At 63.0% G+C, this 15,630-nt stretch carries 16 protein-coding genes; 11 read left to right on the top strand and 5 right to left on the bottom strand.

What is annotated here, in order from left to right:
- Positions 1–58 precede the first annotated feature (58 nt).
- A complete protein-coding gene (gene ilvA / locus RSE12_01545; protein ID WRH63042.1) occupies positions 59–1,306 on the top strand; it encodes a threonine ammonia-lyase IlvA in 1,248 nt (415 codons plus the stop codon).
- Here the strand turns inward: ilvA and RSE12_01540 are convergent.
- A complete protein-coding gene (locus RSE12_01540; GenBank protein ID WRH63041.1) occupies positions 1,303–1,599 on the bottom strand; it encodes an Hpt domain-containing protein in 297 nt (98 codons plus the stop codon). The two genes, ilvA and RSE12_01540, sit on opposite strands and share 4 nt — an antisense overlap.
- 159 nt (positions 1,600–1,758) lie before the next feature.
- On the opposite strand from RSE12_01540, the gene RSE12_01535 reads away from it, so the two are divergent.
- Positions 1,759–2,976 (top strand): SpoIIE family protein phosphatase, encoded by a 1,218-nt coding sequence (locus RSE12_01535; protein WRH63040.1) that lies wholly within the window; start codon positions 1,759–1,761, stop codon positions 2,974–2,976.
- On the opposite strand, the gene RSE12_01530 is transcribed toward RSE12_01535, so the two are convergent.
- Positions 2,966–3,412, bottom strand: coding sequence for an NUDIX hydrolase (locus tag RSE12_01530; GenBank protein WRH63039.1), 447 nt, complete (start codon positions 3,410–3,412; stop codon positions 2,966–2,968). The two genes, RSE12_01535 and RSE12_01530, sit on opposite strands and share 11 nt — an antisense overlap.
- Before the next feature lie 69 nt (positions 3,413–3,481).
- Here RSE12_01530 and RSE12_01525 point away from each other — a divergent pair, with 69 nt between their 5' ends.
- The 7 genes from RSE12_01525 to RSE12_01495 all read left to right on the top strand — a co-directional run bounded on the left by RSE12_01525 (position 3,482) and on the right by RSE12_01495 (position 11,774).
- Entirely contained in the window at positions 3,482–4,477 is a 996-nt protein-coding gene (locus tag RSE12_01525; protein ID WRH63038.1) for an Hsp33 family molecular chaperone HslO, read from the top strand.
- A complete protein-coding gene (locus RSE12_01520) occupies positions 4,470–5,066 on the top strand; it encodes a CoA pyrophosphatase (GenBank protein WRH63037.1) in 597 nt (198 codons plus the stop codon). Before RSE12_01525 ends, RSE12_01520 begins: the two co-directional genes overlap by 8 nt.
- A complete protein-coding gene (locus RSE12_01515) occupies positions 5,063–6,202 on the top strand; it encodes a CCA tRNA nucleotidyltransferase (protein ID WRH63036.1) in 1,140 nt (379 codons plus the stop codon). Before RSE12_01520 ends, RSE12_01515 begins: the two co-directional genes overlap by 4 nt.
- Positions 6,203–6,262: 60 nt before the next feature.
- The gene (locus tag RSE12_01510) at positions 6,263–8,110 is read left to right on the top strand and encodes an ABC transporter ATP-binding protein (GenBank protein ID WRH63035.1); all 1,848 of its coding nucleotides are present in this window, start codon (positions 6,263–6,265) and stop codon (positions 8,108–8,110) included.
- Positions 8,107–9,957, top strand: a complete 1,851-nt coding sequence (locus tag RSE12_01505) for an ABC transporter ATP-binding protein (protein WRH63034.1) — start codon at positions 8,107–8,109, stop codon at positions 9,955–9,957. The genes RSE12_01510 and RSE12_01505 overlap by 4 nt, the downstream gene beginning before the upstream one ends.
- Positions 9,954–11,174, top strand: coding sequence for a class I SAM-dependent RNA methyltransferase (locus tag RSE12_01500; protein WRH63033.1), 1,221 nt, complete (start codon positions 9,954–9,956; stop codon positions 11,172–11,174). The genes RSE12_01505 and RSE12_01500 overlap by 4 nt, the downstream gene beginning before the upstream one ends.
- Positions 11,175–11,279: 105 nt before the next feature.
- The gene (locus tag RSE12_01495) at positions 11,280–11,774 is read left to right on the top strand and encodes a L,D-transpeptidase family protein (GenBank protein ID WRH63032.1); all 495 of its coding nucleotides are present in this window, start codon (positions 11,280–11,282) and stop codon (positions 11,772–11,774) included.
- 54 nt (positions 11,775–11,828) lie between these two features.
- Here the strand turns inward: RSE12_01495 and RSE12_01490 are convergent, their stop codons facing one another.
- Complete coding sequence (locus tag RSE12_01490; GenBank protein WRH63031.1) at positions 11,829–12,362, bottom strand: CAP domain-containing protein; 534 nt, start codon at positions 12,360–12,362, stop codon at positions 11,829–11,831.
- Positions 12,363–12,578: 216 nt separating this feature from the next.
- Here RSE12_01490 and RSE12_01485 point away from each other — a divergent pair, with 216 nt between their 5' ends.
- Positions 12,579–13,184 carry a L,D-transpeptidase gene (locus tag RSE12_01485; GenBank protein ID WRH63030.1) on the top strand — a complete coding sequence of 202 codons (606 nt, stop codon included), beginning with the start codon at positions 12,579–12,581 and terminating at the stop codon, positions 13,182–13,184.
- A gap of 145 nt (positions 13,185–13,329) precedes the next feature.
- Positions 13,330–13,509 carry a hypothetical protein gene (locus tag RSE12_01480; protein ID WRH63029.1) on the top strand — a complete coding sequence of 60 codons (180 nt, stop codon included), beginning with the start codon at positions 13,330–13,332 and terminating at the stop codon, positions 13,507–13,509.
- Between the two features lie 101 nt (positions 13,510–13,610).
- Here RSE12_01480 and hemH read toward each other — a convergent pair whose 3' ends face one another.
- Positions 13,611–14,666 carry a ferrochelatase gene (gene hemH / locus RSE12_01475; protein WRH64713.1) on the bottom strand — a complete coding sequence of 352 codons (1,056 nt, stop codon included), beginning with the start codon at positions 14,664–14,666 and terminating at the stop codon, positions 13,611–13,613.
- Between the two features lie 116 nt (positions 14,667–14,782).
- Entirely contained in the window at positions 14,783–15,610 is an 828-nt protein-coding gene (locus tag RSE12_01470; GenBank protein WRH63028.1) for a methyltransferase domain-containing protein, read from the bottom strand.
- Positions 15,611–15,630: the final 20 nt, after the last annotated feature.

The raw sequence follows: 15,630 nt of genomic DNA, 5'->3' as shown, positions 1-15,630 counted from the left end.
GGAAGATGAATTTGATGGCCGCAATCGGATCAAGCCTGCATAAGGGGATTCCCGCCAAATGAGCGATTTCACGAAAAGCGCCCGGCTGGCGACGGATGCCCTGCGCGAGCTGTTCCCTGAAACACCCCTTCAGCGCAACGAACACCTGTCGCAGCGCTATGAAGCCGATATCTGGCTGAAGCGCGAAGATCTTACCCCCGTCCGCAGCTACAAGCTGCGCGGTGCCTTCACGGCTATGCGCAAGGTGTTGGACACCACGCCCGACCGCCGCAGTTTCGTGTGCGCCAGCGCCGGAAACCACGCGCAGGGCGTTGCCTTCGCTTGCCGCCATTTTGGTGTGGATGGCACGATCTTCATGCCCGTCACCACGCCACAGCAAAAGATCGACAAGACCCGCGCCTTTGGTGGTGACAATGTCCGCATCGTTTTGACGGGTGATTACTTTGATCAGACCCTTGCCGCGGCGCAAACCTTCTGCACCGAACAGGCGGCGCATTTTCTGTCGCCCTTCGATGATGCCGATGTGATCCTAGGTCAGTCCAGCGTGGGTGTCGAAATCCTTGATCAGCTTGGCCGCGCGCCCGATCTTGTGGTGCTGCCCGTCGGCGGCGGCGGCCTGTCCTCTGGCGTCACGGCCTACTTGCGCGCGATGGCCCCGGAAACCGATTACCGATTTGTCGAACCGCTGGGCGGGGCAAGCCTTCTCGCCGCCCTGCGCGATGGCACCCCGGTGAAACTGCCGCGCGTGAACAGCTTTGTCGACGGGGCCGCTGTGGCGCGGGTCGGCGACCGGACCTTTGCGCATCTCAACTGGGTGCCTGTCGAAAACGTCCTCCTCGCCCCGGAAGACCGCATCTGCGTGACGATGCTGGAAATGCTCAACGTCGAAGGCATCGTTCTGGAACCGGCAGGCGCGCTGTCGGTGGATGTGCTGCCCGAACTGGCCGAAGAAATTCGTGGCAAGGTCGTGGTCTGCGTCACTTCTGGTGGGAACTTTGATTTCGAACGCCTGCCCGAGGTGAAGGAACGCGCCCAGCGCTATTCGGGCGTGAAGAAGTACTTCATCCTGCGCATGCCCCAACGCCCCGGCGCCCTGCGTGAGTTTCTGGGAATGCTCGGCCCCGATGATGATATCGCGCGCTTTGAATACCTCAAGAAATCCGCCCGCAACTTCGGTTCTGTCCTGATCGGGATCGAAACAAAGCGCCCCGAAAGTTTTCGCGAACTGTTCGCCAAACTGGACGAGGCCGCCTTCACCTATCGTGACATCACCAACGATGACGTGCTGGCCGAATTCCTGATCTAGGCTGCCCAAAGCGCCGCACGGCTGCGTTCCCAGACATCCTGCAACGTCGCCGGATGCACCTCGGCGCCCGTTTCGGATTGGCGGCACAGATCGGCAAGATCGTCAAAGCCCAGCGTCAGCGCACTTCCCTTCAGGAAATGCAGATCCGCCTCTGACAGCCCACCCTGCCGCTGCGTGCCCAGCCGCGCCACCACTTCTTCGCTTTCGCGCAGGAACAGATTGACCACTTCATCAAACCCGTCCTCGCCAATTTCGCCCCGCAGGGCGGCCAGACGATCCCTGTTCACCAGCATTGCATCACCCATTTGCAGACAACCCACGCCCCGCAGTCTTGCCCGCGCATCGTCAAGCAAAGGTAAATCCGCCCGGCATCAATACCTCGAATTTGCAGCTTTGACCGGCTGTTAAGCCTTAGGCGCTAGGGTAGGCCTGTGGGAAAAGGGTGGTCTCGGGTGCAGGGGTATTTCGGAAAATCGGTCGGGGCCCGGCGTGTTCTGGTCACCGATGACAGCGCAGCACAGCGGCAAATGCTGGCGTTGCAGCTTGCCCGCTGGGGCTATGATGTGGCGCAGGCCGCTTCGGGCCAGCAGGCCTTGGCGCTGGCACAAGAGGCGCGGTTTGACATTGTCCTCAGCGATTGGGTCATGCCGGGCATGTCGGGCCCGGAATTCTGCCGCGCTTTCCGGGCACTCCCCGGCGACGCCTACAGCTACTTCGTCCTGATCAGTGCGAAATCCGGCACGGCGGCAGTGGCGGATGGGCTGGAAAGCGGGGCGGATGATTTTCTGACCAAACCGATCGACCCCGCCGAATTGCAGGCCCGCCTGCACGCCGGCGAACGCATCCTGCAAATGCAGACCGAATTGCAGCAGCGCAATCAGGATCTTGAACGCCTCTATGACGCGCTTCAGCGCGATCTGGCCGAGGCGCGGCGTTTGCAACTTTCGCTCATCCCCGAAACCGTTGTTCCGATGAACGGGGCCGAGGCGGTTTTCCTGATGCAGCCATCCGGTCATCTTGGCGGCGATCTGGTGGGTTGGTTTCCCCTCGAACAGGGGCGAATCGCCCTTTTCTCGATTGATGTCTCCGGTCATGGCGTGGCCTCTGCCCTCATGGCCGCGCGCCTTGCAGCGCTTCTGTCCGGGCGATCCCGCGATCAGAACGTCGCCTTCCTTGACGGTCGCCCCCTCCCGCCCGAGGCGGTGGTCGAACGGCTCAATCGCCTGCTTTGCGCCGATCAGCAGGGCGATCTGTATCTGACCATGATCTATGCCGACATCTGCCTTTCCGATGGCACCGTCCAACTGGTGCAGGCAGGTCATCCGCACCCGCTGCACCTCTCGCCCCATCTTTCGCCAGTCTGGATCGGCGATGGCGGCTTTCCCGTGGGAATGGTCCCTGATGCCACCTATCCACCCGTCACCCTACGCCTGCAACCCGGCGACCGGCTGGCCATTCCGTCCGATGGCATCACCGAATGCCCCGGTCCCGGCGGCGATCTTGGCGACGATGGTCTCGCCCGCATCCTGCACCATGCCGCCGCTTTGCGCGGCGATGCCCTGCATGCTGCCCTGCGCGCCGGTCTGGCCAATCATGCCGGAACGACCGATTTTCCCGACGATGTTTCAGCCGTGATCTTCGATTATCACGGCCCGCAGATCACCGCGTGAATCCAACCGCGCGGGCCAGCATCGCCCGGTCGCCCGGGTTGCCCAGCACCTCCAACGCCGCATCAACGGACATCCACACCGCCTGATGCCCCGCCTCGGATGGCGGGCCAAGCCGCCGCACGGGCCGCGCCAGATAGACGGTGCACAGCTTTTCGGCCCACAAGTCATATTCCGGCATATAGGTGAACCGCCGGAACGCCCCCAACCGCCGATCCAGCGCGATGCGCCACCCCGTTTCTTCAAACACCTCGCGGTGCAGGGCGGCAATCGGATGCTCGCCCTTGTCGATCCCACCACCGGGTAGCTGGTATTCCGGCACCGGTTCCGCCTGATGCGTGGCCAGCAGGTGATCCCCGTCCAGCAAGATGGCATAGACACCCGGCCTGCGCCGGTACCGTTGACCTTGCTGCAACGGCTCCCCATATCGACGGATCATCTGTTTTGCCCCACAGTTGCTCATCCCATAATGCCGCGCTATTCGGGGCAGGCACAATCAGGAAACCCAATGACCATCGGCTCGCAACTCGCCTGGGACGATACCGTCCTGCCATTTCAGCTGGATCGCTCTGATATCCGCGGCCGCGTGGCGCGGCTGGACGGCGTATTGGATCAGGTTCTGCGCCAACACGACTATCCCCCCCAGATCGAGGCGCTGGTGGCCGAAGCCGCCCTGCTGACTGCTCTCATCGGGCAGGCGATCAAGCTGCGCTGGAAATTGTCGTTGCAGGTGCGCGGCAAAGGCCCCGCCCGCCTGATCGCGACCGATTACTACGGCCCCAGCGAAGATGGGCAAAGCGCCCGCATCCGCGCCTATGCCAGCTTTGACAAGGACCGTCTTGATCCCGACGCCGACCCCTTCAGCCAAATCGGCGAAGGCTATCTTGCCGTGCTGATCGATCAGGGCGAAGGCAACGTCCCATATTCCGGCATCACCCCCATCGCGGGCGGGTCGCTGTCGTCCTGCGCGGAAACCTATTTCGCGCAATCCGAACAGTTGCCCACGCGTTTTGCCGTCACCTTTGGCAAAAGCCAGACCCCCGGTCAGCCGCTGCATTGGCGCGCGGGCGGCGTGATGCTGCAACATATGCCAAAGGCATCTCCCTTTGTCGCCAATGCCGGTGCCACAGGCGAAGGCGGCCTGCTCACCCATGCCGACATCCTGTCGGGGGAAGAGGGCGAAAACTGGAACCGCGTGAACTTCCTTCTCGACACGGTCGAAGAGATGGAACTGATCGGCCCGACAGTGCAGCCCACCGATCTGCTGGTCCGCCTGTTCCACGAAGAAGACCCCCGCGTGTTCGATGCGCAGCCGGTCCGTTTCGGCTGCTCCTGTTCGGAGGAAAAGGTCCGCAACTCGCTGTCCATCTATTCCGCCAAGGACATCGCTTACATGACCACGCCCGAAGGGCTGGTCACGGCAGACTGCCAGTTCTGTAGCGCGCATTACGAACTGGACCCGGCAACTGTCGGGTTCGAGGCGACAAAGTCCCCGGATGCATGACGTCGAAGACAAGCTGCGCGCGGCCCTCAACCGCCCCGCGCGGCCCTCTTCGGATTTTGACCTGAACCCCGCCATCACCCTGCCGCCCGGGCGCGTCTTGCGTCCGGCGGCGGTACTGGTGGCGGTCTGGCTTTACCCCGAAACCCCTCGCCTGATCCTTACGAAACGCGCCTCGCATCTGAAGCACCACCCCGGCCAGATCGCTCTGCCGGGTGGCAAGGTCGATCAGGGCGATGATGGCGTCATTGCCACCGCCCTTCGCGAAAGCCGCGAAGAGGTGGGTCTTTCTTCCGACCTTGTCGATATCGCCGGAACCCTGCCGCCCCATGAAACGGTAACAGGCTTCACGGTCACCCCGGTTCTGGGTTTCGTCCGCGCGCCATTCATCCCGGTTCCCGAAGCGGGCGAGGTGGAAGAGGTCTTCACCGTTCCCCTGCACCATGTGCTGAACCCCGAAAACTTCGCCATCGAACGCCGCCGCTGGCGCAATGAATGGCGGCGTTACTACGCCGCGCCTTACGGTCCCTATTACATCTGGGGTGCCACCGCCCGCATCCTGCGCGGGCTGGCCGACAGGGTGCAGCCGTGAACCTGCAAGGCGCCTGGATCGAAGACCCCGCCGCCCAGGCCGTTTGCGCGGCGCTCATGGCGGGTGGGCATCAGGCGCTGTTCGTGGGCGGCTGCGTGCGCAACGCGCTGCTGGAGATGCCCATCGGGGATATCGACATCGCAACCGACGCCACCCCCGAACAGGCCATGGCCCTTGCTGCCCATGCCGGGATCAAGGTCATCCCTACGGGCATCGAACACGGCACCGTCACCTTCATCATTCGCAAACGCCCGCATGAGGTGACAACCTTCCGCCGCGATGTGCAGACCGATGGCCGCCACGCCAAGGTCGCCTTCTCCAGCCGGATCGAGGATGACGCCGCCCGCCGCGACTTTACCATGAACGCGCTCTACGCCCGGCCCGACGGCACGCTCGTCGATCCGCTGGGTGGCCTGCCCGATCTGCGCGCCCGCCACCTGCGCTTTGTCGGCGATCCCGCCGCGCGCATCCGCGAGGATTACCTTCGCATCCTGCGCTTTTTCCGCTTCCACGCCTGGTATGGCGACCCCGCGAACGGGATCGATGCCGAAGGACTGGCCGCCTGCGCCGCCGGGATTGATGGCCTTGCCGCCCTGTCCCGCGAACGTGTGGGGGCAGAAATGCGCAAACTGCTCGCGGCCCCCGATCCCGCCCCGTCCGTGGCCAGCATGGCGCAATCCGGCGTCTTGCCCGCCCTGCTTCCCGGCAGCGATCCTCGCGCCCTCGCGCCGCTGATCCATCTGGAGCAGGACATTCCCCCGCGCTGGCTGCGCCGTCTGGCCGTTCTGGGTGGCGCAGACCTGACCGAAGCGCTGCGCCTGTCGCGGGCCGAGGCGCGCGATCTCGCCCGTTTGCGGGAAGCGATCGGCTCGCCCCATACCCCCGCGGTTCTGGGCCAGAAACTAGGCGCCGATCTGGCCGCCGATGCGCTGCTGGCGCGCGCAGCAATCCTGGAACAACCCCTGCCGCACGATTGGCAATCCGAGGTGGCACGCGGCGCGCAATCCGGCTTTCCGATCACTGCCGCCGACCTGCCCGGCTTTGCCGGGCCCCTGCTGGGGCAGGAACTCAAACGGCTGGAACGCGCATGGCTCGCCTCCGACCTGCGGCTGACAAAGGCCGATCTCCTGCGCTGACGGTTTCCCTTTCCGGCGTTCAGGGCTATATGATTAGCCCATACCCAAGAGGCTTCACCCGTGTTTCGCTATTTCGAAGGCCTCGTTGACCCCTATGGTCCTTACGAGCAAACCGATACGCCGCCCCGGCGGCTCTGGCCATTTCTCAAAGACTATATCCGCCCCTTCCGGATGGTCTTTTCGATTACGGCTGTCCTCTCGGTCATCAGCGCCTTCGCCGATGTCGCGCTGATCTGGTATGTCGGGCGGCTGGTCGATCTTTTGGCTGACAACGGCCCGCAACAGGCTTGGGCAATCTATGGCACCGAAATCATCCTGGTCGGGCTGGCCATTTTGATCGTTCGTCCGATCTTGCTGGTGGCCAGTGTCGCCCTGCTGCACAACGCCATCCTGCCCAATTTCGGCACGATGATCCGCTGGCGGGCCCACGCGCACGTGATCCGCCAACCGGTGGGCTGGTTCGAATCCGATTTCGCAGGCCGCATCGCCAACCGGATCATGCAGACACCGCTCGCCGCGGGCGATGCCGTATTCCAGACCTTTGATGCCGTGGCCTTCGCCTCGGTCACCGTGGTTGGCGCGGGCATCCTGCTGGCCGATGCCGACCCCCGTCTTCTGCTGCCACTGCTGGTCTGGTTGGTGCTTTACACCTTTCTGGTTCTGTGGACGATCCGTCACGCAGGCCCGGCCTCCAAGGCCAGCTCAGATGCGCGGTCCGCTGTCACAGGCCGGATCGTGGATGCCTATACCAACATCCATTCCGTCAAGCTCTTCGCCCATGACACCCGCGAACTGGATTACGCCCGCGACGCGATCGAAGCCGCGCGGCAAACCTTTCTGATCGAACGCCGCATCATCACCAAGATGGATCTCGCGCTGACGGTCCTGAACGGGTTCCTGATCGTGGCCATCACCGGTTGGGCCATCCTGCTGTGGTATCAGGGCAATGCCACCGTCGGCACCGTTGCTGCGGCCACCGCGCTTGTCCTGCGGCTGAACAACATGACCTACTGGATCATGTGGGCCTTTTCATCGCTGGTGCAGGCGCTGGGCGTGGTGCAAGAGGGCATGGAAACCATCGCCCAACCCATCACTCTGGTCGATGTCCCGGGTGCCAAGCCGCTGAATTTCCGCGAAGGCCAGATCGACCTTCAGTCGATCAGCCACCATTACGGCCGTGGCTCGGGCGGGTTGCAAGACCTGTCCCTGACGATCCGACCGGGTGAGAAAATCGGCGTCGTGGGTCGCTCCGGCGCGGGCAAGTCCACGCTGGTCAAGCTGATGCTGCGCTTCTACGACACGGAATCAGGCCGCATCCTGATTGATGGTCAGGATATCGCCACCGTCACCCAATCCTCGCTCCGCCGCCAGATCGGCATGGTGCAGCAGGATAGCTCGCTCCTGCACCGATCGGTGCGTGACAACATCCTTTATGGCCGCCCCGATGCGACGGAAGATGAGATGATCGCCGCCGCCCGCCGGGCCGAGGCGCATGATTTCATCCTCACCCTCGAAGACCCGCAGGGTCGCCGCGGCTATGATGCCCATGTCGGCGAACGCGGCGTGAAACTGTCGGGCGGTCAGCGCCAGCGCGTGGCCCTTGCCCGCGTCATCCTCAAGGATGCGCCCATCCTGATCCTGGATGAGGCGACATCGGCCCTGGATTCCGAGGCCGAGGCCGCCATTCAGGACGCGCTCTATGGCGTCATGCAGGGCAAGACCGTCATCGCCATCGCGCACCGCCTGTCCACCATCGCCGCGATGGACAGGATCGTGGTGCTCGAGGATGGCCATATCGCCGAACAGGGCACCCATGCCGCGCTTCTGGCGCAGAACGGGCTATATGCCCGTTTCTGGGCGCGCCAATCGGGCGGCTTCATCGGATTGGAAGAAGAGGCTGCCGAATGAACCTTGCCCGCTCTCTGGGTGGCATGATCGATGCCTTCCGTCCCGCCGATGGCCCGCCCCCGCGCAGCCTTGGCGCCTTCATGAACTGGTCCCTGCGCGGGTCTTGGCCCATGCTCATCATCGCGGGCATCCTGTCCTCGCTCGCGGGCGTCACCGAAGTCGTCTCCGCCCTCATCCTTGGCTGGGTGATCGACGCGGCCATCGGCTCCGGCCCGGATCGGTTCTTTGCCGATCACTGGCCGCTGATCACCGTTTTCATCCTGTTCTACATGGTCCTGCGCCCCATCGCCTTTGGCGTGTCGTCGGCGTCGAACTCCATCATCGTCGGCCCGAATGTCCTGCCCTTGGTGCTGTCGCGCCTGCACCGCTGGACGCTGGGGCAGGCCGTCACCTTCTTTGACAACGATTTCGCAGGTCGCATCGCCACCAAACAGATGCAGGCCGCCCGCGCCGTCACCGATGTCGCGACCGAAGTCATCAACACCGTCTGTTTCGCCCTTGCCTCTGTCATCGGCTCGGTCGTGTTCCTGCTGGTCATCGACTACCGCATCGCCATCGCGCTCGCTGTCTGGCTGGTGGCCTATGTCCTGCTGATCCGCTTCTTCATGCCCCGCGTGCGCGTCAATTCCGCTGCCCGCGCCTCGGCCCGCGCAATGGTGTCGGGTCAGGTGGTCGACACCATCACCAACATCAAGACGGTCAAGCTCTTCGCCCATGCCGCGTTCGAAGATCGCGTCGCCCTGAAATCGATGGAGGTGTTCCGTGACCGCTCCCTCGAATTCGGCGTCATCTCCACATGGTTTCGCCTGTCACTGATGACAATTGCCGGCATCCTGCCGGTCCTGCTGATCGGCGGCGCGGTGCTCTTGTGGATGCAGGGCCTCTCCACCGCCGGCGATATCGCCGCCTCTGGCGCCATCGCCATGCGTATCGCGCAAATGTCGGGCTGGGTCAGCTTTACCCTGATGTCGATCTACACCTCGGTGGGCGAAGTTGAGGATGGCATGAAAACCCTGGCCGTCCCCCATGCCCTTGCCGATGCAACGGACGCGCGCGATTTGCCCCCGATCCGGGGCGAGATCCGCTTTGACCACGCCACCTTTGCCTATGGTCGTGAACGCGGCGGCGTGAATGACATCGACCTGTCCATCCGCGCGGGTGAAAAGCTGGGTATCGTGGGGGCCTCGGGCGCGGGGAAATCTTCGCTCGTCTCGCTCCTGCTGCGGCTCTATGACACCGAAAATGGCCGGGTTCTGGTCGATGGGCAGGATGTCCGCACCGTCACGCAGGAATCCCTGCGCAGTCAGATCGGCATGGTCACGCAGGAAACCGCGATGTTCAACCGTTCGGCGCGCGACAACATCGCCTATGGCAAACCCGGTGCCAGCGAAGAGGAAATCATCGCCGCCGCCCGCGCCGCCGAGGCGCATGATTTCATCATCAACATGATCGATCACAACGGCCGCAAAGGCTATGACGCCTTCCTCGGCGAACGCGGCGTCAAACTGTCTGGCGGCCAGCGCCAGCGTATCGCCCTTGCCCGCGCCTTCCTCAAGGATGCCCCCATCCTTGTACTGGATGAGGCCACCTCTGCCCTCGATTCCGAGGTTGAGGCAAATATCCAAGAGGCGCTGGGTCGCGTCATGCAGGGCAAGACCGTTCTCGCCATTGCGCACCGCCTGTCCACGATTTCCGCGATGGACCGCATCGTCGTGCTGGACACGGGCCGCATCGTCGAAGAAGGCACGCATGACCAACTGCTCGCCAAGGGCGGGCTCTATTCGCGCTACTGGAACCGTCAATCCGGCGGTTTCATCGGCACCGATGAAAAGGAAGCGGCTGAGTGAACCTGTTGATCGAACGGCTGGGCCATCATGGCGACGGCATCGCCAAAGGCCCCGATGGCCCGACCTATGTCTCGCAGGCGCTTCCGGGCGAAGAGGTTCAGGGAACGCTGATCGGCGATCACCTGACCGATGCCCGTATCCTGACCCCTTCGCCTGACCGCAAGAAACCCCCTTGCTCCCACGCTCGCACCTGTGGCGGTTGCCTGTTGCAGCACGCCTCCGATCCCTTTGTCGAAGATTGGAAACAGGGGATCGTGCGCGGTGCCTTGGCGGCGCAGGGGCTGGATGCGCCCTTCCGCCCCACCCTCACCTCGCCCCCTCGGTCTCGCCGCCGCGCCACGATTGCCGCGCGCAAGACAAAGGGTGGCGCGCTGCTGGGCTTTCACGCCCGCGGGTCGGATCTCATTATACCGGTCCCCAACTGCCAACTCCTCCACCCTGACATCATCGCCACCTTCCCGGTGCTCGAAGCGATCACCCGCCTCGGCGGCTCGCGCACCGTCGAACTTGCGCTGACCGTCACGCGCAGCCTAGCCGGGCCTGATATCTCTGTCACCGGGGGCAAACCGCTGGAGTCGGGCCTTCAGCTTGAACTCGCCCGCCTTGCCGAACAGCACGGCCTGTCGCGCCTTACTTGGAATGGCGAAACCGTCGCCCTGCGCGCCGCCCCAATGCAGCGCTTCGGCAAGGCCCTTGTCGCGCCACCCCCCGCCGCCTTTCTTCAGGCCACCGAACAGGGCGAAGCGGCCCTCCTCGCCGCCGTGGTCGATGCCATCGGCCCCGCGCGCCGCATCGCCGATCTGTTCGCAGGCTGCGGTACCTTTGCCCTGCCCTTGGCCGAACAGGCCGAGGTGCACGCGGTCGAAGGCGACGCCGCCATGACCGCCGCGCTGGAAAAGGCGTGGCGCAATACCGAAGGCCTGAAAAAGATCGTCACCGAAACCCGCGATCTGTTCCGCCGCCCGCTGGAACCCGATGAATTCAAAGGCATTGACGCCGTGGTGATCGACCCGCCAAGGGCAGGGGCCGAAGCGCAATTCGCCACCCTCGCCCGCAGCAAGGTGCCCGTCATCGCCGCCGTCTCCTGCAACCCCGCCACCTTTGCCCGCGACGCACGTATGTTGGTGCAGGCGGGTTGGGCGCTTGATTGGGTGCAGGTCGTGGATCAGTTTCGCTGGTCATCCCATGTCGAACTTGCTGCAAGATTCAGCAGATGACAGATCCGTGAGTGGCCCTGTCAAAGGGCTGCCTAGTCAGACAGGCCAAATTGCTCTAAACGCTTTGAAAAAATAACGGCAAGAAACGGCAAGGCGGGCAGTCACATGCGTTTGGTACGGGTATTTCTGATTATCCTTTTGGCAGTGGGCCTTTCGGCCTGCGGCGGCGGCAAGTTCCGCAAATATTACGGCCCCGAGGTGACCTCGGTTCAGGTCCACAAGGCCGCCCGCAAGATGTATCTTCTGCACAATGGCCGGGTGCTGGAATCCTATGACATCGCGCTTGGCTTTGCCCCGAACGGGCACAAGCAGTTTGAAGGCGATGGCAAGACGCCCGAAGGCGCCTATTACATCACGCACAAGAACCCCCGCTCGCGTTTCCATCTGTCGCTGGGCATTTCCTACCCCAACGTGGCTGATGCCGAATTTGCCAAGGCACAGGAAAAATCCCCGGGCGGCGACATTTTCATCCATGGCGGCCCGCTCGGCCCCATCGCACGGCGCGACTGGACCGAAGGCTGCATCGCGGTGACGAACAAGGAAATGGAACGCATCTATTCCATGGTCGAACCCGGCACCGTCATCCACATCATGCCGTGACCTGCACATGAAAAAGGGGGCCGATTGGCCCCCTGCTTCCCGATTTTGGCCCGGTCAGGCAAATCCCGAACTGCCCATGACCAGCGTCCACCAGATCTTGCCGTTCTGTTCCTGAAACCAGGCAAATCCCATTTCTGTCGCCGTCGGTTCCAGCACCACGCTGCGCATGTCGGGTGTCTGCATCCAGGTCGCCAGCGTTTCCAGCTCCGTCTCGAACGTCTCGGAAATCAACTCGCCCGTCAGCTTGCCGGTATAGCCCACGCGCCGCACCCGCTCCAACGGCGAAGACCCGTCCGATCCGAAATGCCAGGGCCGGTTTTGCACCGACATGTCCCGCGCATGGGTCGCCGCCGCTGCGTTCAACTGCGCGTTCAGCGTCAGTGGCCGCAGTCCCCGCGCCGACCGCAGCGCATTCACGGAATCCAGCAACCGAAACTCGATCGTTCCCGCCCCTTGCGCCGCCGTGTTATAGACCTGCGGCAACGGCTTGCCGTCCGGCCCCAGCCTCGGCCCCGCCCCTATCGAAGACCCGCAGGCCGCCAACAAGGCCGACGCCCCGCCCAACATCAGGATCACACGTCTGTTCATTCGTCCCGTTCGCCCCCGTCGCGCCAAGGCGCCTGCTCTTTGTTCTGCTCTGTATCGAAACCGTCCCGCCAATTCAAACGCAACCCACCAGTTGATCACAGAGTCGCGCGCCTTTGCCGATTGACGTGTCTTTGATTTGCTGAATTGCAGAAAAATCGCTATCTCCCACACAAAAGGTGCCGTCGCGGCGTGAAAACCTGAAGGGGCAAGCAGAAGATGACCATCGACAAGAAATTCCAACTGAACCGCCGTAACTTCGTGGCCGGTACGGCTGCGGCTCTGGGTGCCGCCGCTGCGCTGCCCGCTTTCGGCATGGAAGGCTCCACCGAAATCCTGCCCGGCGCGTCCAGTTCCGTCCGCAACAATGCCTCCAGCTTCCGGATGCTGGATTGGCAGGGTTATTTCGATAACACACGTGGCGGCGCGATCCTTGTCGACCTTACCTCACGCGCCCTGCATTTCTGGTCCGAGGATCAGTCGATCTACAAACTCTACCCCACATCCGTCCCGCTGTCCGAAGACCTCACCCGTCGTGGCCGGACCGAAGTGGTGCAAAAGGTCGTGGCCCCGTCTTGGCGGCCCACCCCCGCCATGCGCGAACGCAATCCCGAATGGCCCGAGGTGGTTGAAGGCGGCTCGCCCGACAACCCGCTCGGCACCCACGCGCTCTATCTGTCCTGGACCTATTACCGCATCCACGGCACCCATGACACGCGCAAGATCGGCCGCCGGTCGTCCAATGGCTGCGTCGGGCTCTACAACGAACATATCCAGGAATTGTTCGCCCTCACAAAAGTAGGCACTCAGGTGTTGCTAATTTGACGAAATGCGCCCCAACGGCGCGTTTTGCCCCAGCAGCAAGTTGCAATCCTCAAGAGTTGCTGCTTAACAGAAGCCACGAGGTATATCTTGGGTGCATGCCGTCGCCTCTGCAACATTCGGCGTCATGCGATAACTGGAGGTTAATATGAAGAAACTTGCGCTCGCTGCCGCTCTGACGGTTGCCGCCTCGACCGCCTTCGCTGGTGGCATGGCAGAACCGGTCATGGAACCGGAAGTTGTTGAAGCGAACACGTCGTCCTCGGCTGGCGGCATCATTGTTCCGCTGCTGCTCCTGCTGGTCATCGCGGCTGCTGCCTCGAACTGATCTCTGGATCACGAAACAGGAAAGGGTCGGTGGTTCAATCCGCCGACCCTTTTCGTTTGTTCTGAACAGGCTTTTTCGCGGCCGATAGGCCGGGCAGCGCGTCAGCGCACCCAGCCCGTCAGATTTTCCTCGATCACGGCCACCAGCGCATCAATATGCGCGTCATCGTCGTTCAGGCAGGGGATATAGGTAAACTCTTCCCCGCCCGCATGTTCGAACGCTTCGCGAATCTCGCCGTTGATCTCTTCCAGCGTCTCAATGCAATCGGCCGAAAACGCCGGCGCGATCACCGCGATCTTCTTCTTTCCCTGCTTGGCCAGCTCGGCCACATGTTCCACCGTATAGGGTTTCAGCCATTCCTCGGGCCCGAACACCGACTGGAACGTCGTGTCGATCGACCCCTTCTCCCAACCCAGCCGCTCCCGCACCAGACGCGAGGTTTTGGCACATTGGCAGTGATAGGGGTCGCCCTCCATCAGATAGCGCTTCGGCATCCCGTGATAGGACGCCACCAGAACATCGGGCTTGTGGTCCAGCGCCGCATAGGCCTTTTCCACCGATTGCGCCAAAGCCTCGATATAGGCGGGATGCTCGAAATATTCTGGCACCGTCCGCACCGAAGGCTGGCGCTTTTCCTTCATCAACGCGCGAAAGAACTGGTCATTTGCAGTGGCGGATGTGGCCCCGGCGTAATGCGGATACAGCGGGAAGAACAAAATCTTCTCGCACCCCGCCTCGACCATCGCGCGCACCTTGGATTCGGTCGATGGATTGCCATAGCGCATGCAGAAATCCACCATGATCCCGTCGCCATGCTTGGCCGCCATGCTTTCGGCGATCTTGCGCGTCTGATCCTTGGTGATCGTCAGCAGCGGGCTCTCGTTCCGCTCATGGTTCCAGATCAGCTTGTAATTCGCGCCCGATGAAAACGGCCGCTTCGTCAGGATCACCAATTGCAGCAGCGGCTGCCAGATCCAGGCCGAATAATCGACCACGCGCTTGTCCGACAGGAACTCGTTCAGATAGCGCCGCATCGACCAATAGTCATAATTGTCCGGCGTCCCCAGATTGGCCACCAGCACACCGATCTTGGCCCGCCGTACCGGCGGATGGTCAGCCGGCGCATGGGCAAGGCGGCCCTGTCCCGGGGCGATCATGGCATGGCTCGCGTCCCCATGGGCAACACCCGTGTTCAGAGCCTTGGCATCCAGCATCGCGGTTTTCCTTGAATTTCTGTTCCCAGCGCCGGGACATATAGGCTTATACGCCCCGGTCAACCGTTCGGTTCAGTATCCGGCAGCGGCATCTCGCGCGTGGCCAGCGCATCGGCAAGGCTCTGCACCGCTGAACCCGGACGCAGCGGCTTTTGCTGGCTTTCATGCGGGGCCCAACCTGTCAGCCCGATGATCTCGAAGGTTGCGGTCAATCGCCCGTCCGGCAGGCTGTGGTGGGCAGCGTATAGCTCTGCCGCGCGGGCAAAGACGGCCCGCCCCGTTGGCCTGCGCAACCGCGCAGCCAGCGCATTTCCCTCGCCCATCGCGCGCAGATCGCGCAGCAACCGCCCGAAATCGGCATAAGTCACCGTTTTCGTGAAACTGTCCGCCACGGGCAGCGCAAACCCCGCCCGCTGCAACAGCCCACCCAGATCGCGGATCTCGGCCATCGGCAGCACGCGCGGCGACAGGCCGCCCGTCACTTCGGCCTCGGCCTGCGCCAGACAGGCCCGCAATTCCGCCAATGTCTGCCCGCCGAACAGAAACCCAAGGAAAAGCCCATCCGGCCTCAGCGCCCTGCGGCACTGCACCAATTGCCCCACCGGATCATTCGCCCAATGCAGCGCCAGCGCGTGAATCACCAGATCGTGACTGCCGGCTTGCAGATCCAGCACCTCATCATCCGGCACCTGCTTCGCGCCGGCCAGTGACCACGCATCCGAAAAAGGCGTGATCAGAGCCACATCCGTAAACGCCTTGTTAACCTCAGCGAGTCTCTCCTGCACCTCAAGCGCCACTTCCTCATGCAGGAACAGCGCCGCTCGCTCGGCACGGGCGCGGTTGCGGTGCAGGGCAATGCGGTCGGTCAAAAGGGGCGGTGTCTGCATGGCGCGGAACATGGGCAAGC

The sequence above is a fragment of the Fuscovulum sp. genome (genome assembly GCA_035192965.1).
In the GTDB taxonomy this organism is placed as follows: domain Bacteria; phylum Pseudomonadota; class Alphaproteobacteria; order Rhodobacterales; family Rhodobacteraceae; genus Paragemmobacter.
This window is presented reverse-complemented; position numbering and strand designations above follow the sequence as displayed.